At 56.5% G+C, this 24,817-nt stretch carries 21 protein-coding genes; 10 read left to right on the top strand and 11 right to left on the bottom strand.

What is annotated here, in order from left to right; translation table 11 throughout:
• Position 1 precedes the first annotated feature (1 nt).
• Both YERSI8AC_RS12405 and YERSI8AC_RS12410 read left to right on the top strand, forming a co-directional pair.
• The gene (locus YERSI8AC_RS12405; protein ID WP_159176824.1) at positions 2–1,078 is read left to right on the top strand and encodes an ABC transporter permease; all 1,077 of its coding nucleotides are present in this window, start codon (positions 2–4) and stop codon (positions 1,076–1,078) included.
• Positions 1,071–2,654, top strand: coding sequence for an ABC transporter ATP-binding protein (locus tag YERSI8AC_RS12410; RefSeq protein WP_159176825.1), 1,584 nt, complete (start codon positions 1,071–1,073; stop codon positions 2,652–2,654). Before YERSI8AC_RS12405 ends, YERSI8AC_RS12410 begins: the two co-directional genes overlap by 8 nt.
• Positions 2,655–2,778: 124 nt before the next feature.
• Here YERSI8AC_RS12410 and YERSI8AC_RS12415 read toward each other — a convergent pair whose 3' ends face one another.
• Together YERSI8AC_RS12415 and YERSI8AC_RS12420 are read right to left on the bottom strand one after the other, a co-directional pair.
• Positions 2,779–3,483 (bottom strand): pseudouridine synthase, encoded by a 705-nt coding sequence (locus YERSI8AC_RS12415; protein WP_159177931.1) that lies wholly within the window; start codon positions 3,481–3,483, stop codon positions 2,779–2,781.
• A 2-nt stretch (positions 3,484–3,485) separates the two neighbouring features.
• Positions 3,486–4,298: an amidohydrolase gene (locus YERSI8AC_RS12420; RefSeq protein WP_138801553.1), complete on the bottom strand. Its 813-nt coding sequence runs from the start codon at positions 4,296–4,298 to the stop codon at positions 3,486–3,488.
• Positions 4,299–4,370: 72 nt separating this feature from the next.
• On the opposite strand from YERSI8AC_RS12420, the gene rarD reads away from it, so the two are divergent.
• The gene (gene rarD / locus YERSI8AC_RS12425) at positions 4,371–5,279 is read left to right on the top strand and encodes an EamA family transporter RarD (protein WP_022523340.1); all 909 of its coding nucleotides are present in this window, start codon (positions 4,371–4,373) and stop codon (positions 5,277–5,279) included.
• Here the strand turns inward: rarD and YERSI8AC_RS12430 are convergent.
• Positions 5,250–6,911, bottom strand: a complete 1,662-nt coding sequence (locus YERSI8AC_RS12430; protein ID WP_159176826.1) for a methyl-accepting chemotaxis protein — start codon at positions 6,909–6,911, stop codon at positions 5,250–5,252. The genes rarD and YERSI8AC_RS12430 overlap by 30 nt on opposite strands.
• 308 nt (positions 6,912–7,219) lie before the next feature.
• Here YERSI8AC_RS12430 and YERSI8AC_RS12435 point away from each other — a divergent pair, with 308 nt between their 5' ends.
• The 7 genes from YERSI8AC_RS12435 to YERSI8AC_RS12465 all read left to right on the top strand — a co-directional run bounded on the left by YERSI8AC_RS12435 (position 7,220) and on the right by YERSI8AC_RS12465 (position 16,977).
• A complete protein-coding gene (locus YERSI8AC_RS12435) occupies positions 7,220–8,920 on the top strand; it encodes a SulP family inorganic anion transporter (protein WP_138801552.1) in 1,701 nt (566 codons plus the stop codon).
• 224 nt (positions 8,921–9,144) lie between these two features.
• The gene (locus tag YERSI8AC_RS12440) at positions 9,145–10,305 is read left to right on the top strand and encodes a TAXI family TRAP transporter solute-binding subunit (RefSeq protein WP_138801551.1); all 1,161 of its coding nucleotides are present in this window, start codon (positions 9,145–9,147) and stop codon (positions 10,303–10,305) included.
• Positions 10,306–10,357: 52 nt separating this feature from the next.
• Positions 10,358–12,367, top strand: coding sequence for a TRAP transporter permease (locus YERSI8AC_RS12445; protein WP_159176827.1), 2,010 nt, complete (start codon positions 10,358–10,360; stop codon positions 12,365–12,367).
• A gap of 59 nt (positions 12,368–12,426) precedes the next feature.
• Positions 12,427–13,839, top strand: coding sequence for an enoyl-CoA hydratase/isomerase family protein (locus YERSI8AC_RS12450; protein ID WP_138801549.1), 1,413 nt, complete (start codon positions 12,427–12,429; stop codon positions 13,837–13,839).
• 3 nt (positions 13,840–13,842) lie between these two features.
• Positions 13,843–15,036, top strand: a complete 1,194-nt coding sequence (locus YERSI8AC_RS12455) for an acyl-CoA dehydrogenase family protein (protein WP_159176828.1) — start codon at positions 13,843–13,845, stop codon at positions 15,034–15,036.
• A gap of 7 nt (positions 15,037–15,043) precedes the next feature.
• The gene (locus YERSI8AC_RS12460) at positions 15,044–16,162 is read left to right on the top strand and encodes an acyl-CoA dehydrogenase family protein (protein WP_159176829.1); all 1,119 of its coding nucleotides are present in this window, start codon (positions 15,044–15,046) and stop codon (positions 16,160–16,162) included.
• Between the two features lie 35 nt (positions 16,163–16,197).
• Positions 16,198–16,977, top strand: coding sequence for an enoyl-CoA hydratase/isomerase family protein (locus tag YERSI8AC_RS12465; RefSeq protein ID WP_159176830.1), 780 nt, complete (start codon positions 16,198–16,200; stop codon positions 16,975–16,977).
• Here YERSI8AC_RS12465 and YERSI8AC_RS12470 read toward each other — a convergent pair.
• The 8 genes from YERSI8AC_RS12470 to YERSI8AC_RS12505 all read right to left on the bottom strand — a co-directional run bounded on the left by YERSI8AC_RS12470 (position 16,959) and on the right by YERSI8AC_RS12505 (position 24,737).
• Positions 16,959–17,918 carry an NAD(P)H-dependent flavin oxidoreductase gene (locus YERSI8AC_RS12470; RefSeq protein WP_159176831.1) on the bottom strand — a complete coding sequence of 320 codons (960 nt, stop codon included), beginning with the start codon at positions 17,916–17,918 and terminating at the stop codon, positions 16,959–16,961. The genes YERSI8AC_RS12465 and YERSI8AC_RS12470 overlap by 19 nt on opposite strands.
• A gap of 81 nt (positions 17,919–17,999) precedes the next feature.
• Positions 18,000–18,926 carry an electron transfer flavoprotein subunit alpha/FixB family protein gene (locus YERSI8AC_RS12475; RefSeq protein WP_138801545.1) on the bottom strand — a complete coding sequence of 309 codons (927 nt, stop codon included), beginning with the start codon at positions 18,924–18,926 and terminating at the stop codon, positions 18,000–18,002.
• A 197-nt stretch (positions 18,927–19,123) separates the two neighbouring features.
• Complete coding sequence (locus YERSI8AC_RS12480; protein WP_039858181.1) at positions 19,124–19,873, bottom strand: electron transfer flavoprotein subunit beta/FixA family protein; 750 nt, start codon at positions 19,871–19,873, stop codon at positions 19,124–19,126.
• The gene (locus tag YERSI8AC_RS12485) at positions 19,833–20,000 is read right to left on the bottom strand and encodes a hypothetical protein (protein WP_159176832.1); all 168 of its coding nucleotides are present in this window, start codon (positions 19,998–20,000) and stop codon (positions 19,833–19,835) included. Before YERSI8AC_RS12485 ends, YERSI8AC_RS12480 begins: the two co-directional genes overlap by 41 nt.
• Positions 20,001–20,132: 132 nt before the next feature.
• Positions 20,133–21,521, bottom strand: coding sequence for a hypothetical protein (locus YERSI8AC_RS12490; protein ID WP_159176833.1), 1,389 nt, complete (start codon positions 21,519–21,521; stop codon positions 20,133–20,135).
• Positions 21,518–21,988: a PaaI family thioesterase gene (locus tag YERSI8AC_RS12495; protein ID WP_138801423.1), complete on the bottom strand. Its 471-nt coding sequence runs from the start codon at positions 21,986–21,988 to the stop codon at positions 21,518–21,520. The genes YERSI8AC_RS12490 and YERSI8AC_RS12495 overlap by 4 nt, the downstream gene beginning before the upstream one ends.
• Positions 21,985–23,586, bottom strand: a complete 1,602-nt coding sequence (locus YERSI8AC_RS12500; RefSeq protein WP_138801424.1) for a class I adenylate-forming enzyme family protein — start codon at positions 23,584–23,586, stop codon at positions 21,985–21,987. The genes YERSI8AC_RS12495 and YERSI8AC_RS12500 overlap by 4 nt, the downstream gene beginning before the upstream one ends.
• A complete protein-coding gene (locus YERSI8AC_RS12505; RefSeq protein ID WP_138801425.1) occupies positions 23,586–24,737 on the bottom strand; it encodes an acyl-CoA dehydrogenase family protein in 1,152 nt (383 codons plus the stop codon). Before YERSI8AC_RS12505 ends, YERSI8AC_RS12500 begins: the two co-directional genes overlap by 1 nt.
• Between the last annotated feature and the right edge of the window lie 80 nt (positions 24,738–24,817).

Here is a 24,817-nt window from a genome sequence, read left to right on the forward strand (position 1 = left end):
AATGGCCTCTTTATCATCACGTTTATCGCCTATCACTCGCCGTCGACTGTCCGCTTTTAAAGCCAATCGCCGTGCCCGGGTGTCACTTTGGTTATTTGCCACGCTGTTTATTCTTAGCCTGTTTGCCGAGCTAATTGCCAACGACAAACCGATCATCATGCAGTACGACGGCCAGTGGTACTTTCCCATGCTGGTGGACTACCCAGAAACCGAGTTTGACGGCTTTCTACCGACCCGAACGGACTATCTGGATCCCTTTGTTCAGCAACAAATTGATGATCATGGCTGGGCGCTGTGGCCCATCATTCCATTTTCATACCAGACCCTGGATATGAATATGACCCGCCCTTCTCCGGCACCGCCGGATAGCCGCCACTGGCTGGGCACCGATGACCAAGGGCGGGATGTGACCGCACGGGTGATTTATGGCTTTCGACTCTCGGTAGCCTTTGCACTGGCACTCACCGCAGGATCACTAGTCGTCGGTGTGGTAGTGGGCGGTGTGCAGGGCTACTTTGGCGGCAAAATTGATTTGATCGGTCAGCGATTCACTGAAATTTGGTCCGGCTTACCGGTGCTCTTCCTGCTGATTATTTTAGCCAGCTTTGTTCAGCCGGGATTTTGGTGGCTGCTGGGGATTATGCTGCTCTTTTCGTGGCTGGGCCTGGTCGATATCGTGCGTGCCGAGTTCCTGCGTGCACGCAATTTGGAGTATGTGCGCGCGGCCAAAGCCATGGGCTTGCCGTCACGTTTGATCATGTGGCGTCACGTGCTACCCAATGCTATGGTCGCCACGCTGACGTTTATTCCGTTTCTGTTTACCGGCGCCATTGGCACCTTGACCGCTCTGGATTTTCTCGGCTTCGGCCTGCCGCCGGGTGCTCCCTCGCTGGGTGAGCTTGCTGCCCAAGGAAAAAATAATCTACACGCCCCTTGGCTGGGCATCACGGCGTTTATGACACTGGCCATCATGCTGTCACTGCTGGTATTTATCGGCGAGGGCTTGCGCGACGCCTTTGATCCCCGCCACGTACAACAGCGCCAAGCATGCCCAGCTCAGGAGACTCAGCATGCCTAATCCCCTGCTGCGCATTGAACACCTTGATGTCACTTTTGATAGCACCCCGGTGGTTCACTCACTCTCACTCACCCTCCATGCAGGTGAAACCCTGGCCATTGTCGGTGAGTCCGGCTCGGGTAAATCGGTATCGGCGCTGGGCATGGTGAATTTGCTGCCCAGTAATGCCAGCGTTCAAGGCGAACGCTGGCTAGGTGATACCAATCTGGCCACTTTAACGGAAACTGAGTGGAACACGGTGCGTGGCAATCGCGTCGGTTTTATCTTCCAGGAGCCGATGACCTCGCTCAACCCCCTGCATCGGGTGGGCAAGCAGATTGGTGAGGCCTTGCGGCTGCATCAAGGACTGCGGGGCCAGGCGGCCCGGGAACGCTGCAAAGAACTGCTGGAACAAGTGAAACTACCGCGCCCGGACGAATTGTTGGATGCCTGGCCCCACCAGCTCTCGGGTGGGCAGCGCCAGCGGGTGATGATTGCCATGGCGATTGCCAACAATCCCTCACTGCTGATTGCCGATGAGCCCACCACCGCGCTGGACGTCACGGTACAGCAGGAGATTCTCGCCCTGCTGCGTGAACTACGCGATCATCATGGCATGGGCATGCTGTTTATCAGCCACGACTTAAACCTGGTGCGCCGCCATGCCGATCGCATTTGCGTGATGTACCAGGGACGTATTCAAGAAATCGGCCCGGTGGAGCAGGTCTTTCAGCACCCTCAAAGCGATTACACTAAAGCGCTACTGGCCGCTGAGCCGGAAGGTAGGCCCCAAGCTATAGAGCATACAGCGCCGCTACTGACCGCTCGTCAATTAAGAGTGAGCTTTAAGCGCCCTAAGACCGGCTTATTTAAGCGCCAGCCCCCTGCTTTTGTGGCGGTGCATCCAATAGATTTCCAAATCGCGCCAGGGGAAACCCTGGGCATTGTCGGTGAATCCGGCTCAGGTAAAACCACGCTGGCGTCAGCGGTCATGCGGCTGGTCACTAGCCAAGGCGATGTTACCCTTGGCAAGGATAAACTAAGCGCCCTAACCGGCGATGCGTTACGCCGCCACCGCCATCGCCTGCAAATGGTGTTTCAAGACCCCTATGGCGCGCTTTCACCGCGCATGCCAGTGTTTGATATCGTCAGCGAGGGGCTGCGCTTTCACTACCCCCATCTCACCACTGAAGAAGTCACCCAGCGGGTCAATCAAACGCTGCACGAGGTAGGTTTGCCCGAGAGCTGTGCCGCGCGCTACCCCCACGAGTTCTCCGGCGGTCAGCGCCAGCGCATTGCCGTGGCAAGAGCGATTATCTTAGAACCGGAACTATTGGTGCTGGATGAGCCAACCTCGGCGTTAGACCGTACCGTGCAGAAGCAGCTAGTCGCCCTGTTGCGCGATTTGCAGGCACGCCGTCAGCTAAGTTATTTATTCATAAGCCATGACTTAGCCGTTGTGCGTGCCATGGCACACCGTATTATGGTGCTCAAGGATGGAGAAGTTGTCGAACAAGGCCCCTGCCTAGAGGTGCTTTCAGCGCCACAGCACGCTTATACTCAAGCGTTGATTGCCGCTGCGCATCTGACTAACTAACTTTAACCAGCCACGGTACTTGCTATTGTTGGTGTCAGAACAAAGATAACGGTATAAATATTCAGATAAAATAAAGCCGCTTACCCTTTTGGGTAAGCGGCTAATAGAGACCTTAAGCAAGGACTCAGAAAAGCGCGATTTCGTCGGCGGTTAATTCTCGCCACTCGCCGGGCGCCAGGTTGGCATCCAAAGCCAAGTCACCGATAGAGCTGCGGTGCAGTGAGTTCACGTGATTACCCAAGGCGGCAAACATACGCTTCACTTGGTGATAGCGCCCTTCGGTAATGGTGAGTTCTGCCTGGGTGGGCGAAAGCAGCCTGAGTGTTGCGGGTTGTGTCGGGGTCTCCTCTCCATCCAGCATCAGGCCATCGGCGACTTGACCAATCGCCCACTCCGCCGTCGCACCTTCCATCGGTTCCGCTAGCTCGGCGATATACACCTTGGCGCAGCGATGGCGCGGTGACGTGACACGGTGCGACCACTGGCCATCATCGGTTAATAGCAGCAGTCCCGTGGTATCCACATCCAACCGCCCTACCGGCTGTAACCGATCGGCTTTGGGCAGATCTATCAGATCTATCGCGCGCTGATAGAGTCCGCGGCGGGCATTGCATTCAACGTCGACGGGCTTGTGCAGCATAATGTAGCGCAAGCCAACCAGCGCCAACCGCTCGCCGTTGAGCACCACCACATCGTTATCGGTATCGATCTGGGTCGCCGACTGCTTGATCGGCTCGCCGTTGAGGGTTACCTCACCATTTTTGAGTGCCCGCTTGGCGAGGCTGCGGGTTAACGGTGAGGTTTCACTCAAAAAGCGATCAAGGCGCATCATTAACCCACTCCTGGCAGCAGCTTAAAGTGGTCGGCATCTTGCCAAGCAGGAAATTTTTCACGAAAAGCATCAAGGGCAGTTTTATCCAGCGTGCCCGTCTCTATAAACGGGGTATGGGCAGGTTTATCAATTAACGCTTCACCTTTGAAGTCGACCAACAGGGAGTCGCCGCTGTAGGCAAGCCCTTTGGCATCTTCTCCAACGCGATTAACGCCAATCACATAGCTTAAGTTCTCTACCGCACGGGCTTGTAGCAGCGTACGCCATGGATGACGACGCGGTGCTGGCCAGTTGGCGATACACAGCAGCGCATCATACTCGAAATGCTCCCCTTCTGCTGGTTGCTGACGCATCCACACCGGAAAACGCAGGTCGTAGCAAACGCTCAGCAGCAGCTTAAAGCCATTGAGCTCTACCACTTTACGCTCACTGCCCATACCGTAGCGCTCATGCTCACCGGCCATACGGAATAGGTGACGCTTATCGTAGTGGGTTAACACCCCCTCCGGCGTTGCCCAAATCAAGCGGTTATAAAACTCACCGTCCTCTTCGATCGCCACGCTGCCGGTCATCACGCAGTTGCGCGCCTTCGCCTGGGCCTGTAGCCAGGCAACGCTTTGACTTTCCGCCATCGGCTGGGCCATTTCGCGGGAGTTCATGGTAAAGCCAGTGGCAAACATCTCAGGCAATACAATAAGATCCGTGTCGCGGCTATCCAGCTCGCCCAGCAACTTCTCAAGATGAGCGTGGTTGGCCTGGGGATCTTCCCAGCGCAGATCACACTGCACTAGCGTGTTCCTAAGTTGACTCACTTAACACCTCCAATTCGTCAGTCTCAAGACAACGTTTATGCTAGATTAGCATCTTTAAATAATGAGGCTGCTATGCTTCCTACTCCAACACGCGATCCAGATGCCGTCAAAGGCGTTATGTATGGGCTAACCGCCTACACCATGTGGGGCTGCTTTCCGCTATTTTTTGCCCTGTTTGACGGCATTCCCGCCTTTGAAATATTGATTCACCGTATCATTTGGGCGTGTCTATTTCTGGTCGGCTTGATTACCCTTCTGCGCCGCTGGCCGCCCGTTGTCACCGCATTGGGGGAACCCAAGCGGCTTGGTCGGGTGTTGGCCTGTGCGCTATTGATTGCGTTTAACTGGGGTATCTATATTTATGCAGTGGAGTCGAAGCAGGTATTGCAGGCGAGCCTGGGCTACTTCTTAACGCCATTAGTGAACGTCGCGCTAGGCATGCTGGTACTTCGGGAAGTGATGGCCAAGCTGCAGCTGGTCGCCTTGGGCTTGGCCAGCGTGGCCATTGCCACGCAGTTTGTGATGCTGGGTGAACTGCCCTGGCTTAGTCTACTACTGGCGTTAAGCTTCGGCAGTTACGGCCTGTTTCGTAAGCAGGTGCCGCTGGACGGATTATCGGGACTGTTTGTGGAAACCCTGTTGCTATTCCCCCTCGCCCTGATCGCCTTGACCTGGTTAAGCTGGAACGGCAGCTCGCATTTTCTACAAGATACGTCATCGACTGGCCTGCTGATCGCCAGTGGGGCTTTGACCGCGCTGCCGTTAATGGCCTTTGCCGGCGCGGCACGCCGGTTGCGTTTGGCAACCCTGGGCTTTTTGATGTACATCAACCCCAGCATTCAGTTTCTGATTGCCTTAACCGTGTTCGGCGAGCCCCTGGGCCTTATTCAGTTGGCAACGTTTGTGCTTATTTGGATCGGGCTCGCGCTCTACTCCTGGTCGGCATGGCAATCACGCCCGCGCTACGCTACGGCTGGTTAGTGCAAGCGGTGGTACTGGGGCGGCCTCTGACTGCAACGCAGGGGGAGTCGCTATATCACGCTCAGGCTGGTAGCCAACCCGGAATCCGCCCCAGTGCTTACCCTGCACATACACCGGCACAGAGAGGTCGTGCATGATTTCGCCGGTATCGCGCTTGTAAGTTTGCAGTAGCAGCGGCTTTTCATGAGCCCCACATCGGCTGCCCGTCGGGTCATCGAAAATGCGTTTGTTGCGGCAGAACTTTAAATCGTGCGCGTAGTCACCGGTTGGTGCAAGACTGACCGCTTTGTTATGGGTCGGCACATAGCCTTTACGGTCACAGGCAATGGCATAGCTTAAGCTTAGCTGCGTGAGCAAAGGCTCTTGCAAATCGGGCAGGTACCTATCAGTGAAACTATCAAAGCCAGTTTTATATTGCGGCGGCTGCGTACCCGGAATCTGTTCATAATGGGGCTGGAATAGGTGGGTGTCTGAAAGCTCCCCGCGGGCAATCGCTTTTTCCAGCAGCTTACCCAACTTATCGGCGGTTAATCGTGCAGTGTGGAATACCTGCTGGTGGCGACCCTCCAAATGCTGTTGAGCCAGTTCACCATCGACCCCTTCGGCAGCCTCCATCAATGCCCGGGCCTGCTCGGCCAAATCATGCATATTACGATTGCCTTCATCGACATCATCTTCCAACTGGCTCAGGCTGTCCGCCACGGTTTGACTATGTTGGCGAGTGTTTTCCATGGCATCGGCAACACGGGTAATTTCCCTCTGCACTTGGTCGAATTCTTGAGTCATCGTACCCAGACTGTTGCCGACCACTTGTAGCCCCTTGGAGCGCTTGCTGATACGGGTCATTAACTGGCCCATAGTGGCGACGACCGACTGGCCGCTCTGATTCATATCCTTAACCAGCTCATCGACACTTTGCGTTGCGGTAGAGGTCTTGAGTGCCAGGTTGCGCACTTCGCCGGCGACGACTGCAAACCCTCGCCCGTGTTCACCCGCTCGGGCCGCTTCAATTGACGCATTGAGCGACAGCAGATGGGTTTGTTCGGCGATATCCTCAATCATGGAAGTAACGTTACGTACACGCTCAATTTTATCGTTCAGCGCGGTCAGCATTTCCAGCGCTTGGTTTGAGCGGTCGGCAACATCGCTCATGTCCTGAATAATATCGTCCAGTTCAGCATGGTTGTGATGACTGGCCTCCCGGGCGCTCTCTGCCAGCGCTGCCACTTGGCTGGCGCTGGCACTCACCTGCATAATGGCTGCATTAATGGCCGTCATGCTCGATGAAGCTTCACGAGCCATGGTTTCTTGCTTTGAGAGGCGCTGATCCATCAGATCGGCATAGTGCGACACTTCTGCCGAGGCAATCGCTGTGCTGCTAGCGCGGTTCATTAACCTGTAGGCCATGGCGCGAAGCGAACGGTAATCACGCAGTGGCTTAAAGCCAAGCCGATGCTGTTCCAGGCGACGTTGGTCGGCTCGGTAGACGCCTTCCAGTACGCTGAGTAGCATAGCGCCACCGCCTAGCGCGGCGAATAGAAGTGCCAGATAACGCCAGAGCCCTCCTTGTATGGCAAGCCCTATCGACAGCACTACAAACAGCACCGGAACACACAATCGCAGTAAGCGCATGAGCTGTACTCTTTTATTGATGTTATTGAGTATCGAAAATACTACTTCTGAGGGGTTCAACCCCCTTTGCGACTAAGCTTAGCGTGTAACGCTTATGAAAGAAGTAGCACTTTGGGGGAAGGAAGTAGCACTTTGGGGGAAGGAAGTAGCACTTTGGGGGAAGGAAGTAGCACTTTTGGAGAAGACACAAATCCTATAAGCGCTTGGTCATCATTGGGTTACCGCAGTAAAAATGAATATAAGCACTGCAATGAAATGGAATATCCCTTACTCTCTTGGTTCTGCCACTTCTACAACACCAGGACCCCATGCTAAAGCGCTACTTGCCGATCCTGACATGGCTCCCCCACTACCATAAACGCCTATTGGGGGCAGACCTTTTGGCGGGCTTGATCGTCACCGTGATGGTCATTCCCCAATCGCTGGCCTATGCGTTGCTAGCCGGGTTACCTGCGGTGGTGGGTCTCTACGCCAGCATCCTGCCTCAACTGATCTATACCCTGTTTGGCACCAGCAAAACCCTCGCCGTCGGGCCGGTGGCAATCATCGCGCTGATGACCGGTGCCGCGCTCTCCTCAGTAGCAGCCGCGGGTACGGAGACCTACTTACAGGCAGCGCTGATCCTGTCACTGCTTTCCGGTGGCATGCTGGTCGTGATGGGGCTGCTGAAAATGGGCTTTTTCAGCAACTTTTTAAGCCACCCGGTTATCTCCGGCTTCTTAACGGCGTCGGGTATTTTGATTGCGGCCAGCCAGCTTGGCAGCTTACTGGGGGTTGAGAGCAGTGGCTTTACCCTGGTGGAACGTCTTATCACCCTGGTACCAAACTTAACCACCTTTAACTTACCCACCCTACTGATTGGCAGTGGAACCCTGCTGTTTTTGATTGCCATGCGGCGCCACGGTAAAGCCGCCCTGCTCACGCTGGGCCTGCCACGCACTCTGGCGGACTTGATCGCCAAAGCGGGGCCAGTCTTTGCGGTCGTGATTACCACCCTGGTGACCTGGCATTGGCAGTTGGCCGATAAAGGCGTCTCCGTGGTAGGGCAAATTCCCGGTGGTTTACCCTCGTTAAGCTTTCCTTGGGCAGACTACTCGCTATGGCGGGCACTGCTAATCCCAGCGCTGCTGATTAGCCTGGTCGGCTTTGTGGAGTCGGTCTCCATGGGCCAGATGTTGGCCGCCAAACGGCGCCAGCGCATCTCCCCCAATCAGGAGTTAATAGGCCTGGGCGCCAGCAATTTAGCCGCCGGGTTTTCCAGCGGCATGCCGGTAACCGGTGGGTTGTCCCGCACCGTTATTAACTACGATGCAGGGGCGCAAACACCTGCCGCCGGTGCCTTTGCAGCACTAGGTATTGCGCTGGTCACCCTGTCATTTACCGGCTGGCTCTACTATCTGCCCATCGCGACCCTGGCCGCAACAATCACCGTTTCGATTTTGACGCTGGTAGACATTCCCATGCTGCGCCAAACCTGGCGCTACTCTCGCAGCGATTTTGCCGCCATGGCGGTGACGATTCTACTCACGCTGTGCGAGGGCGTTGAAGCCGGCATCATCAGCGGTGTGACACTTTCTATTGCGCTATTTTTGTACCGTACCAGCCGTCCGCATAGCGCCTTGGTAGGTCGTGTGCCCGGTACCGAACATTTTAGAAACACTACCCGCCACGATGTCGAAACGGTCAATACCGTTGCCCTCTTGCGCATCGATGAGAGCCTCTACTTTGCCAATGCGCGCTATTTGGAAGACACCGTTTATAACCTGGTGGCGAGCCAACCCGAGCTTGAGCACGTTGTGCTGATCTGTTCGGCGGTCAACCTGATCGATGCCTCTGCGCTAGAGAGCCTTGATGCTATCAATGCGCGTTTAAAAGACTCCGATGTAAAACTGCATTTATCCGAGGTAAAAGGCCCGGTAATGGATCAGCTTAAGAAGAGTGACTTTCTGGATGCGCTTACCGGGCGGGTGTTTTTAAGCACCTACGCCGCTTGGCGTGAATTTTCTTAACTGCATTGCTCTCGCTACTGCTCTGAAAAACCAGGCTTTTGCCTGGTTTTTTTATGCCTGTTGTATACCAACGGGCACCGCTGCTGACAACAGCATTGACAGCCACCCAGCGGCTTCTCTACTATCAGCCGACCACTTAGCAAAACCAAGTACCGCATAGCAAAACACTATGTAGCAAAACGTAACTAAAACCTTAAGCACAACCACAATAAAGGAGCATCCCAATGCATCCATTTGCTCACCGCCTACTCATCGCCGCCTTACCTTTATCGCTACTCGGCGCAGCAGTCAGCCACGCCAGTGACATTGAACTCCCCGGCACCATGGCCTGGACGGCCTACGGCACTAACTCAAGCGGCTATGCCCAAGCCGTCGCCATCGGCAATATGCTGCAGAACAAATACGATTCATCAGTGCGTATCCTGCCGGGGGACAACGATGTTTCACGGATGACGCCGCTTAAGCAGGGCCGCGTTGACCTTTGCGCCTGCGGGATCGCCAGCTACTACGGCGCTGAAGGGGTAATGATGTTTGCCGACCGTGACTGGGGTCCTCAGCCACTACGCGTCATTACCACTTCCACTGCCTCTTTTGGTCTTTCCCTTGCGGTTGCGGGCGACCTGGACGTTGAAACGCCCGCTGACTTGGCGGGCAAACGCATCGCCTATATCCGTGGCGACGATGCGCTCAATAAAGGCACAGAGGCGTACCTCGCCTTTGGCGGTTTAACCTGGGATGACGTAGAGCGGGTTGATTACCCCGGCTACGGCCGCTCGTTCGACGGCATTATCGCTGGCGATGTGGATGCCTCCTTTACCACAACGGTCACCCCGCCCGCCCAGCAGTTGGCCAGTAGCCCTCGCGGCATTAGCTGGCCGGTGCTAGACCCCAACGACGACGAAGGCTGGGAGCGTATGGCTGCGGTGGCGCCCTACTTCCGTCCTCACGAAGTCACTTCCGGGGCAGGCGGCATCAGCGCCGAAAACCCGGTGCCTAGCGCTAGCTACCCTTACCCTATTGTTGTCGCCAACCAAGACCTGGACGACAACGTGGCTTATGGCCTGATCAAGGCCATGCAGGAAAACTTTGATGACTATAAAGACAACGCTCCAGGCGCACTTGGCTATGCACTAGAGCAACAAGATCTTCAATGGGTAGTGCCGTTCCACGATGCGGTCGTGGAGTACTACAAAGAAATCGATGTATGGACTGATGAAATGCAGGCTCATCAGGACAAGCTCGTTGAACGCCAGAACGTGCTTTTAACCGCCTGGGAAAGCTTTATGCAGGACGCACCCAGTGAAGATGAGGCATTTACTACCGGCTGGATGGAAGCCCGTGCCACCGCGCTGAGCGATGCCGGTTTCGAACCGATCTTCGAGTGATACACCACGGGGCGGCACTTGCCGCCCCCTGCTGATTGACGGATGTCCCCCCATGACCACAGATACCTCGCCTGCCAATAATCAGCAGGTTAAAGAAAAGATCAGCCAAATTCGTCAGCTTCCTCCTGCACTGCGCTGGATTCCCGCCACGGTCACCGTCATTTTGATGGCGATGACGCTGGATTATCTTTTCAACGTTGGCTTACTGACGTTCGTAACCGGCTTGGAAACGCAGTTCTACTATGCCGTTGTGGCGCTGCTGCTACCGCTGGTGTTTTTGCTTTGGCCCATGCGCAGTCGCCAACAAGAGCAGCCTATTCCCTGGTACGACTACACATTGAGCGCCATCACGCTTATCGTTGGCGGCTATTTTGTTTACAACGCAGTACCTATTTTGGAGCGCGGCTGGGCCTTTTCAGCGCCCGAAATCGCCATTTATGCCAGCTACGCCTACTGGCTGCTGATTGTCGAAGCAGCACGCCGGGCGGGTGGTTTACCCATTGCGATTATTGCCGGGGTATTCTCGCTCTATCCGCTGGTGGCCGATATCGTCCCTGGCCCGATCCAGGCGTTTCCTTCCACCCTTGAACAAACCGCCATGTACCACACCATGAGCACCGAAAGCATCATGGGGGTGCCGCTGCAGGCGTTCGCGGGCCTGGTGATCGGCTTTTTGGTCTTTGGTGTCGTGCTGCAGAAAAGCGGCGGCGGTAAGTTTTTTATTAATCTGGCCTTTGCGCTCCTGGGTCATGTACGCGGCGGCCCTGCTAAGGTGTCGATTTTCTCCAGTGGCCTGATGGGCTCCATGAGCGGCAGCGTGATCAGTAATGTATTGACCACCGGCGTGCTATCGATTCCCGCCATGCGTCGTATCGGTATGAGCCGCTCCTTTGCGGGCGGTGTAGAAGCCTGCGCCTCAACCGGCGGTGTATTGATGCCCCCTGTTATGGGTGCCACCGCTTTTGTCATGGCGATGTTTTTGGACATTCCCTACTCCGCTGTGGCGCTGGCCGCCGTGATTCCTTCGATTCTGTATTTCCTGGGTCTGTTTATTCAGATTGATGCCTACGCGGCCCGCCACGACATTAAAGGCTTGCCCGCCGTTGAGCTGCCTTCACTTTGGCAAACCCTCAAAGAGGGTTGGTATTTTATTTTTGTCTTCGCGTTATTAGTCTGGATGCTGCTGATTATGCAGCGCGAAGCCGTAGCGCCTTTTTACGCTACCGCGCTGCTGTTAGTGCTGAACCAGCTTTCCAAGCATAACCGCTGGGGTTGGAAGGATGTGGCCGACACGCTGTCATCTGCCGCCAAGCTGTTTGCCGAACTCATCGCTATTTTGGCCGGCGTGGGCATGCTGGTCGGTGCGCTTTCGATGACCGGCCTTTCCGGCACCATCGCTAACGACTTTATCAATATTGCCGGTGGCAGCGTGCCGCTGCTACTGATTATGGGCGCCGTGACCAGTTTCGTACTCGGCATTGGCATGACCGTGACTGCCGCCTATATTTTCCTTGCCGTTGCGCTAGCCCCCGCGCTGATTCAAGGCGGAGGGCTGGATCCCATGGCGGTGCATATGTTCATCCTTTACTGGGGCATGCTGAGTTTTATTACTCCGCCGGTCGCACTCGGTGCCTTTGCCGCCGCCACCGTGGCCGGTGCCCGGCCCATGGAAACGGGCCTGCAGGCCATGCGCCTGGGTAGCGTGATCTACTTTATCCCCTTCCTCTTTGTGCTTAATCCGGCGTTGATTATGCAGGGCGCACCGCTGGTGATCGTGGCCGTGTTTATCCAGGCCGTGCTCGGCATCATTCTGTTTGCCTCCGCCATGCAAGGCTACTTGATGGGCGTTGGGCGACTGGGCTATGGCGCGCTGCAGGAGATCATTATTCGCGCCCTGGTACTGGTTGCGGGACTATTACTGGCACTGCCTGGCGGTGGAATGATCCCCCTTAGCCAGTGGGAACTGATCGGCCTTGCGCTTGCTGCACTAGTGCCCGGCGTGTTGATGGCGCGCTTAAGCCAGCGCCACCATCGGCGTACGCAAAGCGCCTCTGCTGCTTAATAGGTGTAACGCCAAGGTTATTTTCAATTCACTATCATGCGAAATACGAGAACCTAATTATGTCCGTTCACTACCAGCGCCACGGTGATATAGGCGTTATCCAAATTGCTAACCCGCCGGTTAATGCCCTGGGTCAGGCCGTGCGCAGCGGCTTAGTCAACGCGCTCAAAGAGGGTATTGCCGACGCCGATGCTAAAGCGCTGGTCGTGCTGGCCGATGGCCGCACGTTTATTGCCGGGGCGGATATTCGTGAGTTTGGCAAGCCGCCCCAAGCTCCCCTCCTGCCCGATGTGATTACCCACCTGGAAGCCTGCCCCAAACCGCTGATCGCCGCCCTGCACGGCACGGCCCTGGGCGGCGGTTTGGAAGTAGCACTCGGTTGCCACTACCGAATCGCGCTGGCAGGAACCCGCGTAGGGCTACCAGAGGTAAAGCTTGGCCTACTGCCTGGCGCCGGTGGCACCCAGCGTTTACCACGCTTAGTGGGCGTTGAGCGCGCGTTAGAGATGATTACCAGCGGTCGCTTTGTGGAGGCTGAAGAAGCGCTTGAGGCGGGGATTATCGATGCTATCAGCAATGCCCAAACGCCTCTTGAAGCGGGTTTAGCCGCCGCCCAGGAAGTGCTGGCAGGCGCCCAAACGCCCCGCATCACCGGCCAACTTCCTGCCCCGACGGCGAACCCCCAAGCCATCACTAAGACGTTGGAACATCTTAACCAACAGTCTTCCGAACTGTTCTCGCCGTTTCGCATTGTCGAAGCGATTCAGGCCTGCGTGGAAGCCGAATCACTTGAGGCTGGATTACGCCGCGAGAGAGAACTGTTTCTAGCCTGTATGGACTCCCCCCAGCGCGCCGGGCTTATTCATCTGTTTTTTGCCGCACGCAGCCCCCATCTGGTGCCCGATATTGAGAAAACCAGTGCTTTTAAACACGTGGCGCTGGTCGGTGAGCATCCGCTCTTTGAACGTCTGCAGAAGGCGGCGCAAAAGGCAGGCATAAGCTTAACCAGCGCGTCCCACGAGGCCACCGAACTTTGCCTACTGGCGCCAAATGCTACTCAGGATTCCCTCGCGAATTACCCTGTTGTCGCACTGGAAGAAATTGGCATCGACAGCGATACGGCACTAAGCCTGATCATTGCTGAAAATGGCCAAATAGGTGAGCTAGTCAATGTAAGCGCAGAGCCACTTACTCAGCAGCGAGTCGCACTCACGCTTAAAGCGTTGCGGCTAAACATCGTGGTCAGCCAGCAAAAAAGCATACTTCGCTCGATGCATGCTGCGATTCAGCAAGCTTCAGCCAGTGAAAAGCAGTCAGCGCTTGAACAGGCAAGTATCAATATAGCGGAACAGAGCTTCTGCTACCGGGAAAGTGACATCGATTTACTCGCGGTGGAAGCGTTTGGCTACCCGCGTCACCTAGGAGGGCCACACCGCCAGGCCACGCTCTCAACTGTTGCTAAGGATGTATAGCCCATGAACCTCACCTTTAGCCCCGAAGAGCAGGCATTTCGCGAACAGGTACGCCGCTTTCTAGCCGATGCACTGCCCAGCGATATCAGCCAGCGCGTGCGCTTGGGCCGCCACCTGCGCGCTGATGACTACCTGCGCTGGCAGAATATTCTTAGCGAACAGGGTTGGTTGGCGTCTAACTGGCCAAAAGAGTTCGGCGGCCCAGGCTGGGGGCCGGTACAGCGGCATATTTTCGACGAAGAGTGTGCTGCTGTCCATGCACCTACAGTCGTACCCTTCGGCGTTAACATGGTGGCTCCCGTCATCATGAAATTCGGCAGTGTCGAGCAGCAACAGCACTATCTGCCGCGCATTTTGAGCAACCAGGATTGGTGGTGCCAAGGCTACTCAGAGCCCGGCGCTGGCTCTGATTTAGCGGGCCTAAATACCCGCGCCGTGCGTGATGGCGACCACTATATCGTCAATGGTCAGAAAACCTGGACCACCCTGGGCCAGCACGCCAACATGCTGTTCTGCCTGGTACGCACCGACCCAGACGCCAAGAAGCAGGCGGGCATCAGCTTTCTGTTGATTGATATGCAGACACCGGGTATCACCGTGCGGCCAATTATTACCCTTGATGGTGCCCACGAAGTTAACGAAATCTTTTTAGATAACGTGCGCGTACCCGTCGACAACCGCGTCGGTGAAGAGGGCCAAGGCTGGACCTGCGCTAAGTTCCTGCTCACCCACGAACGTACCGGGATTGCAGGCCTTGGTCACGCCAAGCAGGCGCTGCGCCACTTGAAGTCCCTGGCGAGCCGGATTCAGCATCGCGACAAACCGCTGCTGGAGCTACCCAGCTTCCGTCAGCGGGTGGTGAAAGCGGAACTCGAACTAATGGCGCTGGAAGTCACCAACCTGCGCGTGATTGCCGCTGCCCGAGATGGCGGTGTGCCCGGCGCAGAGAGCTCGCTGCTAAAAGTGCGCGGCTCCGAGCTTCGCCAGGAGCTAAGTGAGCTTACCCGGCGCGCCCTGGGCCCTGCTGCGCTGCCATTCTTCCCCGACTTCTTGCATGGCGAAGGCAGCCTGGATGACGAGCGCGCCCAAAGCGCGGCCGCCAGCGCCCAGTACTTCAATCGTCGCAAGCTGTCGATTTATGGCGGCGCCAATGAAATACAAAAAAGTATCGTCGCCAAAACCATTTTAAACATGTGAGGTCACCATGGATTTTGCTTTAACCGACGAGCAGCGCATGCTCGAAGAGACGCTCACCCGCTTGGTGGCCGACCAGATTTCTCCCGAGCAGCGCCGCACTATGCTGGCCGCTGCCCCAAACGGCTCTTCTGCACTATGGCGCACCTTTGCCGAGCTGGGACTGCTGCATATGCCCTTCAGCGAAGACGTTGGCGGGCTAGGGGGCGATGGCACCGACCTGATGATTATTATGCAGGCACTGGGACGAGGCTTAGTGCCCGAACCCTATCTGGCTGGCCTAGTGCTGCCCGGACAATTACTGGCGCTTACCGCCAACAGCGAACAACAAACCCGGTGGCTAGCCCCACTGCTTGAAGGTGAGCATCAGTTGGCGCTTGCTTGGCAGGAGATTGGCGCCCGCTACGACGCCTTTACGGTAGCTACCCAAGCTACCCAGCAAGGCGACCAATGGCAGTTAAATGGTAAAAAACACGTGGTACTTAACCTTGAAGCCGCTGCGGCTACGCTGGTCAGCGCTCAATTAGCCAGCGGCAAGCTAGGGTTATTTATTGTGCCAGCGGATGCACCGGGCACATCTACGCACCTATATCGCACTATCGACGACCAGCCCGCCGGCGATCTGACCCTGGACAGCGTCACGCTGCCGTTAACCAACTGCCTGAGTGAAGATGTTAGCGATGTGCTAGCGGAGGTACTGGCTGTTGGTCGCGCAGCGCTCTGCGCCCAAGCCATCGGCGCAATGGAGGAGGCCTGCGACCAAACGCTCGCTTATTTAAAAGAGCGCAAGCAGTTTGGCGTACCGCTTTCGACCTTTCAGGCCCTGCAGCACCGCATGGTGGATATGCACTTGCACCTGGAGCAGTCCCGCTCCATGGCGATTTTAGCCGCCACTAGCCTCGCGCTCCCTGCAAGCGAACGGGATTACAAAATTGCCGCGGCCAAAGCCTACTGTGGTGAATCAGCTCGCTTTATTGCCGAACAGGCGATCCAGCTGCATGGGGCGATGGGTATGACCGAAGAGTGCTATGTCGCTAACTACGCCAAGCATCTGGTGATGTTCGATCACTACCTGGGCGACAGCGACTACCATCTCGAAACGGTCAGCGAGCTGTTAAAGGTTGCCTGAGAACGTTGCCAGAAAAGTTAATTAGGGAGCGATACATGCCAGATTACGTCGGCAAGTTAGTGACTGTCAGCGCTATTGAAAACGGTATCGTCGAAGTCGCCATTGCACGTCCAGAAGTACGCAACGCTCTGAATGAAGCCACCGCCCTGGCCCTCAATGAGGCGCTGGCGGCGGTGGCAAACAATGAGCAAGTTCGCTGTGTGATTCTGCGCGGTGAAGGTAGTGCGTTTTGCGCCGGCGCTGACCTGGCAGAGTTTGAGAAGGCAACGTCTCAGCCTGCGAGCGAACGGCTGGAAACGCTCTTTCTGCCCGCTCTGCGCAGTTTAATGGCAATGAATAAACCGGTGATTGCAGCGGTTAGCGGTGCGGCTGCGGGCATCGGTGTTTCCTATGTTCTCGCCAGCGATATGGTGGTGATGGGCCGCTCCGCTTACCTGAAGCTTGCTTTTATCAATATTGGGCTCATTCCCGACGGCGGTGCCTGCTGGCATCTGGCGCGCAAGCTTGGCCATGCCCAGGCATTCGAGATGGCCGCCTTAGCGACCCCCATTTCGGCAGAGCGATGCGTGATGCTGGGCTTGGCCAATCGGGTTGTCGAAGATAACCAAGTACTAGACGAAGCTCGGTCGTTGGCGCAAGCACTGGTGAGTCAATCGCCCCAGGCGTTAAGCGCTACCAAACGCGCCTTACGGGAAGCTGCCCAGCGCCCGCTAAATGACACGATGCAATTAGAGGGCGAGCTTCAAGATCAGTGCAAGGCGTCGGAAGATTTTCACACCCGGGTGGCGGCGTTTCGTCAAAGCCGCCGTAAATGATCTAACGCTTTCTGGTAATCCTGGCGCAGCGTGGCCACTTCTTCGGCCACGCTGTGCATAGAGGCAATAGCGCCTACGCCCTGCCCCGCGCCCCAGATATCCCGCCACGCTTTTGCCTTACTGCTCCCCCCTGAGCCATAACGCATAGCGGTTTTATCACCTTCAGGCAGCGCATCAGGATCCAATCCCGCCTGCTCGATACTTTGCCGCAGATAGTTACCGTGCACGCCGGTAAACAGGTTGGTATAGACAATGTCGCCTGCCGCTGCGTCCAGCACCATCAGTTTATAGGCCGCTTGAGCGTTTGCCTCTTGGGTGGCGATAAAGCGCGTGCCCATATACACCAAGTCCACGCCTAGCGCCTGGGAGGCAACGATCTGTTCACCTTTGCTAATCGCCCCCGCCAGCACTAACGGGCCATCGTAAAAGCGGCGCACCTCCGCCACAAACGCAAAGGGGTTTAACCGCCCGGCATGGCCGCCCGCGCCGTGGCAGACCAGTATCAGCCCATCAACTCCCGCATCGATCGCTTTCTTGGCGTGCCGCAACGTGGTCACATCGTGAAACACCAGCCCGCCATAGGCATGCACCTTTTCCACCACTTGATTAGGCGCGTGCAGACTAGTGATGACCAGCGGCACCTTGAACTCGGCGCATAACGCGACATCGTGCTCTAGACGATCATTGGTGGGGTGCACAATTTGGTTCACCGCAAAGGGCGCTGAGGGTTGTTCGGGGTGCTGCGCGTCATAGTCGGCCAGGGTTTGAGTGATCTGCTGTAACCACTCACGTAATACGTCAGCAGGTCGGGCGTTGAGCGCGGGGAAAGCACCCAGAATGCCCGCTTGGCACTGGGCAATCACCAGTTCTGGCCCGGAGACGATAAACATGGGTGAACCGATCACCGGCAGGTTTAATGAAGCGGTTAGACGCGTTAGCATGGGAAACTCGCTGGTTGTTATTGTGAGGTAATCTGCGAAAGGCCCCGATTGGGGCCTTCCGTGAACTGCTTTTAGATGCGCTTACAACTTGCTCTCAAGCTCGGGCAGGATCTCAAACAGATCCCCCACCAGGCCGTAATCCGCCACCTGGAAAATCGGTGCTTCGTCGTCTTTGTTGATCGCGACGATCACTTTGGAGTCTTTCATGCCCGCCAGGTGCTGGATGGCACCGGAAATGCCCACGGCGATATACAGATCCGGGGCAACGATCTTGCCGGTCTGGCCAACCTGCATATCGTTGGGCACAAAGCCTGCGTCGACGGCGGCCCGGGAAGCACCAATGGCAGCCCCCAGCTTGTCGGCAATGCCGTCGAGCAGCTTGAAGTTTTCGCCGTTGCCCATACCACGGCCGCCGGAGATCACCACCTTGGCTCCGCCCAATTCGGGACGATCTGACTGCGCCAGCTCCTCTTTGACAAAGCTGGACTGGCTGTTGTCCACCACTACGTCGACGGCTTCCACCGTCGCGCTGCCGCTGGTGCCAACCGCATCAAAGCCGGTGACGCGCACGGTGATGACCTTGAGGGCATCGTCACTTTTCACCGTCGCAATGGCGTTACCGGCGTAGATCGGACGCTTAAAGGTATCGGCGCTGTCCACGGCGATAACGTCCGACAGCTGGCTAACATCTTTTAGCGCGGCTAAACGTGGCAGCACGTTTTTGCCGGTAGTGGAGGCGCTGGCCAGCACGTGGGTGTAGCCATCGGCCAGTTCGACCAGCAGCGCGCCCATGGGCTCGGCGAGCTGGTGGGCGTAAACGGCGTTATCCGCGACGCGGACTTTGCTTACGCCGTCGAGCTTGGCGGCGGCCTCGGCGGCGGCTTGAACGCCTTCACCGGCCACCAGAACGTCAATATCGCCACCGATGGCTTGGGCGGCCGCCACGATGTGGGCGGTGGCGCCGGCCAGTTGGCCTTCGTGTAGATCCGCAAGTACCAGAATGCTCATGGCATCAACTCCTTTCAAAGCTCTTTTCTTAAAGTACGGTTTTCAAAGCACTTATCTTAAAGAGCTTGTGGGCGGTGGCGCCGGCCAGTTGGCCTTCGTGTAGATCCGCAAGTACCAGAATGCTCATGGCATCAACTCCTTTCAAAGCTCTTTTCTTAAAGTACGGTTTTCAAAGCACTTATCTTAAAGAGCTTATCTCAAAGAACTTTGGCTTCGTTTTTCAGTTTGTCGATCAGCTCGTCTACCGAGGCGACTTTGACGCCGCCTTTGCGCTCGGCGGGCGACTCGACTTTGAGCAGACTGACCTTGGAGGCGACCTCGACGCCGTAGTCGGCGGGGGTTTTCACATCCAGCGGTTTTTTCTTGGCCTTCATGATGTCAGGCAGCTTGGCGTAGCGAGGCTCGTTGAGGCGCAGGTCGGTGGTGACGATCGCCGGTAGCGTCAGTGCGATGGTTTGCAGGCCGCCGTCGATTTCACGGGTCACATGCACCTTGTCACCGTCCACTGCAACTTCCGAGGCAAAAGTGCCTTGGGGCAGACCGGTCAGCGCGGCGAGCATTTGGCCGGTCTGGTTGTTGTCGGTGTCGATGGCCTGCTTGCCCAGCACCACCAACCCCGGCTGCTCCTCTTCGACCACTTTGGCCAGCAGCTTGGCCACGGCCAGGGATTCGGCGCGCTCGTCGGTTTCGATATGAATGGCGCGGTCGGCGCCCAGCGCCAGCGCCGTACGCAGCTGCTCTTGGGCGGCTTTGGGCCCTACCGTGACGGCGACGACTTCTGTCGCCACGCCCTTCTCTTTCAGGCGTACCGCCTCTTCCACGGCAATTTCGCAGAAAGGGTTCATGGCCATTTTGACGTTGGTAAGATCGACGTCCGAATGATCCGCCTTAACGCGGATTTTGACGTTATAGTCGATGACGCGTTTCACCGCGACGAGTACTTTCATAGGCAATTTCGCAGAAAGGGTTCATGGCCATTTTGACGTTGGTAAGATCGACGTCCGAATGATCCGCCTTAACGCGGATTTTGACGTTATAGTCGATGACGCGTTTCACCGCGACGAGTACTTTCATAAGGCGTGCTCCTGGCGATTAAAAATATTCAACCTAGATTATTTCGCATAGCAGAATTATGTTTCACTTTATAAAAAGAACAATAAAAAAACACTGCACAAAGGTCAAGCGCTTCCTCATTCTTACCCCCCTTTAAAAGGGTGCCCATACAAACCACGCTGCCAATAGCGGAATCGAGGCGACCAGAAATCTGCCGTTCCAGCGGTAGCCGATACGCGTGGCGGGTACACCGGTAAATCGGGACAAAATCAGCATTGATGCGGTCATCGGCGACGACATTAGCGCCAGCGCCCAGCCTACCATCAGCGATGCACCTATCAGCGCAGGCGTTAGCCCCTCAATGGCTAGCTGTGGTAGCAGCCCCACCAGCAGCGTTACCGTCACGATAGGATTAACGCCTACCTGGGCTAGCCCCACTACCATCAGCATCGCCAGCACGGCATTGAAGGCGCCCCACGGGTTCAACACCGTTAGTAGCGGCGCCAACTGCTGAGTGTCCACCAGCCCAACGCATAAATGCCCCAAATAGCCCGCCGCCCCTAGCACCACGATCTCATTGGCACTGGGCGAAAGCAGCCACGGCAACTGACGATGCACCGCGCTAACCGCTGCAGGCAGCCCGCCGAAGCCAAGCCTGCGCCGCTGCCAGGCAAGCCAAATCAGCGCCCCCGTGGGCGCACCTAACAGCGCGGCAATGGGTAAGCGCAGTGTTAATAGCCAGGCAAGGCTAAACACCAGCGCCACAATTCCCAGCAGCAACACGCTGAACTGAGCCAGCGGGCGTAACGAAGGAGCAGCTACCGGGGCTTTATTGGCAGGTGGATGCGGGCCGGTGAGAAAATCTACCGCCCATCCGGCCAGAAAAATTAGCACAGCGGCACCCAAAATATACGGCGCAAGCTCAAGCCAAGTGACCTGGGGAAGGCTCGACAGTACGACGGCAACGCCGATACCCATGGGCGAAATAAGCGGCGCCAGTGAAAACCCGCGCAGCAGCGCCAACATCATGCGCCGCTGACGAGCCTCTCGCACCCAGGCACGCCCCTGGGCCGCGCCTAGGGTGTTACTCTTCTCAATCATGGCAGCAAACAAGTTAAGCACGCCGATATTGAGAATAATGCCAAACAGTGCTGAACCGAGCGATAAAATTGGGTAGCGGCGGCTAGGCGGTTGAAGCAGCATGCTTTGCCCACAGCGGCGCACCAGGCGTGAACGGTAGGCAGGCAAACGTAGCATGCTCAACGCCACCACAAAGGTAGCAAAAAACGCAAAACGCCCACTGGCTTCAAACAGCAGTTGGCCTGGGTTCGACGAGTGCCAGAGCGCTAGCAGCGACACTATCCCGGCGGCTAGCAGTAACCCTTTGGCCATCCGCGTTAGCTTGCCAACAAGCGTTAATAGATAGAGCGCCAGCGCGGCAATGCCGACGGCTTGCCAAAACAGGCTGCCAACCACCAGATGAAACAGCGTTGCCAAGGTGACCAGCAGTAACAGAGAAACCCGCAGGCGGGCTGGGCTCACTCAGTTGGCTCCCGGGGTTTGTTTTCTGGAAATCCCTCTGTGGATTCACTGCCACTGCGACGCCGAAAGGAGCCTTCTCCCATGGCCACTAAGCTGCCCTGCTCATCGACTATCTCACCGCTGCTCATATAGGTTTTCTGTCCGCCGCCGCGAACCGTGCCGATTGCCTTCAACACACCTTGCCGGGCAGGGCCCACAAAGGTCGTGGTTAATGAGAGTGTCATTCCTCGGCGAATATTGCCCGGTACATCGCAGTGCAGACCGGCAAGGCTTAAAGCGCTATCCAGCATTGAAGCCAATACGCCGCCGTGAACATTACCGCTGCGGTTTAGATGTTTGGGCTCGATAGTGAGCTCCACCACGGCACGATCTTGCTGCCACTCAACCACCTGCATACCTAGCAACTCGTGATAGCCCATAAGTGCTTGTTGAGGCGTATCTGGCCTGTGTATTTGCGAAGAACTCATGAGGCGCTCTCCTGCTGGGCTAAATCCCGCAGCCGCCCTTTAAGAATTTTGCCGCTGGCAGTGGAAGGTAGCGTATCCATCAATACAATTTGAGTAGGTCGTTTGTAAGGCGCCAACCGTTCGGCGATAAACGCCTTTAGCTCCGCCACATCAACGTCAACGCCTGGCTCACACTGCACAAACGCCACGACTTCTTCATTACCGGCGATTTGACGCCCCACTACGGCGGTAAGCGTTACCGCAGGGTGCTCGTTAATCACCGCTTCCACATCCGGCGGGTAGATATTGAAGCCAGAGCGGATAATCAGCTCTTTGCTACGCCCTACAATATAGAGTTGGTCATGGTGATCGAGTTTGGCGATATCACCGGTATTGAGCCAACCATCTTCGGTTAGGGTGGCGCGGGTAGCTTCCGGCTGGCGGAAGTAACCCTTCATAATATTAGGCCCGCGCACCCATAGTTCACCCACTTCATCTCCAGGCTGCTCGGCAGTTCCGCTGTCGCTAAGCGGTTCCAGGCGGTACTCAAGTAAAGGCAATACCCGGCCAACGGTGCTAGTTGCATGGTGGTCATCGATGCGGGTCTGGCTGATGGTAGGGCTGGCCTCGGTTAAACCGTAGCCGTTATGCAGCGTCAGCCCAAAGGCTGCCTCTACCCGCACTTTGGTGTCGCTATCTAACGGTGAACCTCCTGCTGACATATAAATTAGATCAGGCGCTTCTAACGGGCGCTGTTCACGTTTTAAAAACTCTAACGCCCGGGCATACATCGCCGGCACTCCCTGGAGAACGGTAATGTGCTCCTGCTTTAGCGTCGCCAACATATGGGCGGCATCGAAGCGCGGCACGGTATACAGGCAGGCGCCGTTATAGAGCGACCCCATACATACCGAAGAGAGGCCAAACACATGAGACATGGGCAGCACGCCGTAGACCCGCTGCCCTTCGCTTAAATGACGCATGCCCCCAGAGATTGAGGCAATATACAGAATGCCACGATGGGTCAGCATGACGCCTTTAGGTGTGCCAGTGGTGCCTGAGGTGTAGATCATCGCCGCCACCTGTTCGGCGCCGCTCGCGCAGACCGGCTCGGGCTCGCTGTCATACAGCTTCGAAATGGCCAGCCCACCCAACTGAGGGTGCTGGTAGCAGTCAGCCGCGTGGCGCTCGGCGTGCTGACACGCCTCTGGGGATGCTTCACAGGTATAGAAGACTCGCCGGGGCAGGCAGTTGCCCTGAATCAGGTCAACTTCCTGTGCTGACAGGCGCGAGTTCACAATCGCTACCCAGACATCCAATTCACTGGCAGCCAACAGCAGCACGACCAGAGCGCGGCAGTTTTCACTCACCGTCATAATACGGTCGCCGGGACGAATACCTAGATCGCTTAACCAGTCACAGGCAGCGTGTATCTCTTGGCCAAGCTCCGCATAACTCCAGCGCACATTGCCATCCACGATAGCGGGGTGCTCGCCAAGCAGTTTGGCATTTTCAAGCACGCGGGTACTGAGGCGCTCGGGAAGCTCGGCCACCAGCTCGCTGGCAAGGCGCCCAAAAATAGCCTCGTCCGGCGCTTGGTAGGAAACCGATAAAGCCATTAGGACGCCTCCCGCACCATGTTGCGAGCAATGACGATTTGTTGAATCTGGGTAGTCCCTTCGTAGATACGAAATAGCCGCACATCGCGGTAGAAACGCTCAACCGCGTATTCCGACATGTAGCCCGCCCCACCGTGAACCTGCACCGCGCGGTCTGCTACCCGGCCAACCATTTCGGCGCAGAACAGTTTGCAGCAGGAGGCCAGTGTCGAAACATTTTCGCCATCGTCTTTACGCCGTGCAGCGTCCATCACCATGGTTTTGCCTGCATAGGCTTCGGTTTTGCTATCCGCCAGCATGGCTTGGATCAGCTGATGCTCGGCAAGCGCCGCACCAAACTGCTTACGCTCCATGGTGTAGCGCAACGACTCTTCCACTAAGCGCTCGGCTACGCCTACGCAGACCGCCGAGATATGCAGTCGCCCGCGGTCTAGCACCTTCATCGCCGTTTTAAAGCCTTGCCCCTCTTTTCCGCCAATAATATTTTCAGCGGGTACCCGGCAGTTGTCGAAAATAATATCGCAGGTGTGGGCGCCCTTCTGGCCCATCTTGTTATCCGCAGGCCCGCGTACTAACCCTGGCGTGTTACCTTCGACGATAAAGGCTGAAATACCGCCTGCGCCTTTATTCTCTGGGTTGGTACGCGCCATTACGGTAAACAGATCGGCTTCTGGGCCGTTGGTGATATAGCGCTTGGTGCCGTTCAAGATATAGTCATCGCCATCCCGCACCGCCGTCGTGCGCAGGCTGGCGGCGTCGGAGCCGGAATCGGGCTCGGTGAGACAGAACGAGCTAAGAATCTCGCCCGTGGCCAAGCGTGGCACATACTTGGCTTTCTGCTCATCAGTACCATCAATCAAAATACCCTGGGCGCCAATGCCATTATTAGTGCCAAACACCGAGCGAAAGGCAGGCGAGGTTTTACCAATCTCCATCGCCACCAGCGCCTCCTCCTCCATCGTCAGGCCTAGACCGCCGTACTCTTCTGGAATCGATAGCCCGAAAAGTCCCATCTCTTTCATTTCCGCAAGAATTTCCGGGGGCACCGCATCCTCTTCGGCTAGGCGTGCCTCATTAGGAATTAAGCGCTCACGGACAAAGCGGGCGATGGTATCGACAAGCTGGTTAATCAATTCGGGATCGCGAATCATGACGGCTCCTGGTGGTAACGGGTTTTATAGTTAGAGTTATCATTCGAAGTAGCGCTGGGCGTGGACAGTGCGTGCATTTT

This window comes from Halomonas sp. 113 (genome assembly GCF_904067645.1).
Lineage (GTDB): Bacteria > Pseudomonadota > Gammaproteobacteria > Pseudomonadales > Halomonadaceae > Vreelandella > Vreelandella titanicae.

What these genes read in the sequence shown, in the direction of transcription:
- YERSI8AC_RS12405 (WP_159176824.1), top strand. Translation starts at nt 2, where the DNA reads ATGGCCTCTTTATCATCACGTTTATCGCCTATCACTCGCCGTCGACTG.
- YERSI8AC_RS12410 (WP_159176825.1), top strand. Translation starts at nt 1,071, where the DNA reads ATGCCTAATCCCCTGCTGCGCATTGAACACCTTGATGTCACTTTTGAT.
- YERSI8AC_RS12415 (WP_159177931.1), bottom strand. Translation starts at nt 3,483, where the DNA reads ATGCGCCTTGATCGCTTTTTGAGTGAAACCTCACCGTTAACCCGCAGC.
- rarD (WP_022523340.1), top strand. Translation starts at nt 4,371, where the DNA reads ATGCTTCCTACTCCAACACGCGATCCAGATGCCGTCAAAGGCGTTATG.
- YERSI8AC_RS12430 (WP_159176826.1), bottom strand. Translation starts at nt 6,911, where the DNA reads ATGCGCTTACTGCGATTGTGTGTTCCGGTGCTGTTTGTAGTGCTGTCG.
- YERSI8AC_RS12435 (WP_138801552.1), top strand. Translation starts at nt 7,220, where the DNA reads ATGCTAAAGCGCTACTTGCCGATCCTGACATGGCTCCCCCACTACCAT.
- YERSI8AC_RS12440 (WP_138801551.1), top strand. Translation starts at nt 9,145, where the DNA reads ATGCATCCATTTGCTCACCGCCTACTCATCGCCGCCTTACCTTTATCG.
- YERSI8AC_RS12445 (WP_159176827.1), top strand. Translation starts at nt 10,358, where the DNA reads ATGACCACAGATACCTCGCCTGCCAATAATCAGCAGGTTAAAGAAAAG.
- YERSI8AC_RS12450 (WP_138801549.1), top strand. Translation starts at nt 12,427, where the DNA reads ATGTCCGTTCACTACCAGCGCCACGGTGATATAGGCGTTATCCAAATT.
- YERSI8AC_RS12455 (WP_159176828.1), top strand. Translation starts at nt 13,843, where the DNA reads ATGAACCTCACCTTTAGCCCCGAAGAGCAGGCATTTCGCGAACAGGTA.
- YERSI8AC_RS12460 (WP_159176829.1), top strand. Translation starts at nt 15,044, where the DNA reads ATGGATTTTGCTTTAACCGACGAGCAGCGCATGCTCGAAGAGACGCTC.
- YERSI8AC_RS12465 (WP_159176830.1), top strand. Translation starts at nt 16,198, where the DNA reads ATGCCAGATTACGTCGGCAAGTTAGTGACTGTCAGCGCTATTGAAAAC.
- YERSI8AC_RS12470 (WP_159176831.1), bottom strand. Translation starts at nt 17,918, where the DNA reads ATGCTAACGCGTCTAACCGCTTCATTAAACCTGCCGGTGATCGGTTCA.
- YERSI8AC_RS12475 (WP_138801545.1), bottom strand. Translation starts at nt 18,926, where the DNA reads ATGAGCATTCTGGTACTTGCGGATCTACACGAAGGCCAACTGGCCGGC.
- YERSI8AC_RS12480 (WP_039858181.1), bottom strand. Translation starts at nt 19,873, where the DNA reads ATGAAAGTACTCGTCGCGGTGAAACGCGTCATCGACTATAACGTCAAA.
- YERSI8AC_RS12485 (WP_159176832.1), bottom strand. Translation starts at nt 20,000, where the DNA reads ATGAAAGTACTCGTCGCGGTGAAACGCGTCATCGACTATAACGTCAAA.
- YERSI8AC_RS12495 (WP_138801423.1), bottom strand. Translation starts at nt 21,988, where the DNA reads ATGAGTTCTTCGCAAATACACAGGCCAGATACGCCTCAACAAGCACTT.
- YERSI8AC_RS12500 (WP_138801424.1), bottom strand. Translation starts at nt 23,586, where the DNA reads ATGGCTTTATCGGTTTCCTACCAAGCGCCGGACGAGGCTATTTTTGGG.
- YERSI8AC_RS12505 (WP_138801425.1), bottom strand. Translation starts at nt 24,737, where the DNA reads ATGATTCGCGATCCCGAATTGATTAACCAGCTTGTCGATACCATCGCC.